This is a genomic window from Candidatus Eisenbacteria bacterium, from assembly GCA_018831195.1.
Taxonomy (GTDB): Bacteria; Eisenbacteria; RBG-16-71-46; order CAIMUX01; family JAHJDP01; genus JAHJDP01.
Genome location: JAHJDP010000024.1, coordinates 1 through 2,686, shown reverse-complemented (window position 1 = coordinate 2,686; position 2,686 = coordinate 1). Strand labels below are relative to the sequence as shown.

The window sequence follows — 2,686 nt, the reverse complement described above, 5'->3', positions numbered from 1 at the left end:
CAGCGGACGTCGATATCAACAGCTATTCGGGATAGCCGCGAGTCAAGCCCACAGAGTCCTGAAAAGTATCGAAGGGGAGGAATCCGTAGATGCGACATAGAAACAAGCAAATCGTTATTGCCATTTCATTTGTGTGCACAATCATCGCGTCAACTTGCCTGTATGGGATGGACGCGCATGCTTCTTCGACATGGGTTCAAGTCAATAAGAATGGTTTCGGAAGCGGTCTTAGCTACATTGACTGCCTATTCACGAGTTCAATAGGGCGCACATATGCTTCATCAGACGGTTTCTTCTACGAATACTCCGGCGGCACGAGTTGGAGAAGGAAAGGGTCAAAGGGCTTTGGCAACCCCGAGAACTGGAAGGGCTATGCTTTGGCCGAATACAACGGTCATCTCTACGTCGGAACCCAGAATGAATCTGGAAGCGAGGTCCGCACATGGCCAAGCGGGGCGATCGATTGGGTACTTGCTAATACTCCGGGCTGGGGAGATCCACACAACTGGACTATCTGGTGTATGACCGTATATAACGGAAAACTCTACTGTGGCACTGAGGGGGTCGGGAGAGTTTTTTCTTACGACGGCTCGAACTGGGCTCAAGCAAACGTTGATGGATTCGGAAACCCAGAGAACATAGCCGTAACGAGCATGGCGGTTCATGAAGGCTTCCTTTATGCAGGCGTATATAACGATGACACGGGTTGTGAGATCTGGAGATATGATGGAACAAATCCGTGGGTCAAAGTGAACACCTCGGGGTTTGGCTCGAAGTATAACCATGGATCTTGGGCTCTTCACTCCTCATCCGGTTCTCTTTTCGCAGGAACCATGAATTGGAGAACTGGTGGGCAGGTATGGGAGTACAAAGGGGGCAGCGACTGGACTAAGGTGGGTCAGGACGGTCTTGGGAGCGAAGATAATTCGGTAGTCAGGGCACTCGTTGTGTTCCGGGGCCGGCTCTACGCTGGAACAGGTAACAACGCTGGCGGCGAAGTGCTGTTCTGGGACGGCGCCAATTGGATCAAGGACAACGCTCGGCCCCTTGGAGATCAGGTTACCGCGATGACGCTGCGCGGGGATAACCTATTCGCCGGAAACTACACACCAAATACCGGATGTCAGGTGTGGTCAAAGGGATCACTTCCGTCCTGGTATTTAGCAGAGGGATCAACGGCGTGGGGATTCCAGACAGAAATCAACATTGAGAACCCCAACACAACCAATAAGACCGTCACGGCAAGGTACTTGCCAACAAATGGAACTGTTGTTGAGGAAACGATAGTCCTTGAAGCCAGGAGCCAAACGACGCTTACGAATGACTATCTAATCGAAGCACTCGGTGGTGAGAAGGACTTCTCGACAGAGATATTGTGTGAGGACCTCTCCACAACCATTGCAGTTGACAGGACGATGACATGGACGGGGCCTGGCGCTAATTCATTTGAAACCCATGCAAGCATTGGGTGCACTGGTGATGCAAAGACTTGGTATTTGGCTGAGGGGAGCTCATCTTGGGGTTTTGAGACGTGGTTACTGATACAGAACTCCGGGAGCCAAGAAGCGAACTGCAGTATTACCTACATGATTGAGGGCGACTCGCCGGTAATGAAGGCAAAGAAGATCGCTGCGAATTCACGAGCAACCTTTAACATGGCTGATGACATTGGCGAGAGAGATGCGTCAATCATGATAGTCTCCGATGTTCCTATCATTCCTGAAAGATCAATGTACCGCAATAATCGCCGAGAGGGTCATGGATCCATTGGAACGATGAGTGCGTCCGAGGACTATTATCTGGCCGAGGGAACGACTGATTGGGGATTCACGACGTACATCCTAATACAGAATCCAAATGACTCCGAATCGGATGTCACCGTGACATACATGACTGAATCGGGGCCAGTGCAACAGCCAGATTTCACAATTCCGGCAAGTTCAAGAAAGACGATACGAGTAAATGATTCACTACCCAATACGGACTTCTCAACGCGCATTCATGGTTCTCAACCGATAATCGCTGAAAGGGCGATGTACTGGGGATCTGATTCCTCTCTTGGTGAAGCTTGTCATGGGACCATAGGGATTGATGCGCCGCACACTGTCTTCTACTTGCCCGATGGTGATACTAGTAACGGATGTGAAACTTGGACTCTAGTACAGAATCCAAACGATGTTGATGTGGATATCGAAGTCAGGTATTACCCTTCTGGAGGGGGCTATCCCATCACTTTCACCGACACCATAGAAGCGAATTCACGCAAGACTTACGATATGAATGACGAAGTATCGAGTGGGCGAGCGGCTATTCTAGTTGCCAGCCAAACGTCAGGCAGACCTATAATGGTTGAGCGGGCGATGTACTGGAACAGTCGCGGGGCAGGCGCGTCAACGATTGGTGGATTCAGAGATTGAATCACGGCTCAGCGCCAGTGTATGTATGTTTGTTGATTGTGTTCTGAGGAGTGCGGCGGGATAATAGACTTGTGTTGGGTAGCATATGTGCTACGGGTGAGGCCCTCGCAAGGCGGGGGCCTTTCCCTTTTCTTGTATGGGATGAATCCCAAATCTAACAGCACTTTGATAGAATCTGCCTTGGTGACAAGGCAATCACAGGGAGGCTCAATGTACGGCTCTACCAACTGGGCCGCAATCGTTTTAGTAATCGTTTGTGTCCAAGGCAT

1 protein-coding gene is annotated in these 2,686 nt (G+C 50.4%); it reads left to right on the top strand.

The window, feature by feature from the left end; all coding sequences use genetic code 11:
• Positions 1-89 precede the first annotated feature (89 nt).
• Entirely contained in the window at positions 90-2,417 is a 2,328-nt protein-coding gene (locus tag KJ970_04765) for a PQQ-like beta-propeller repeat protein (GenBank protein ID MBU2690219.1), read from the top strand.
• Positions 2,418-2,686: the final 269 nt, after the last annotated feature.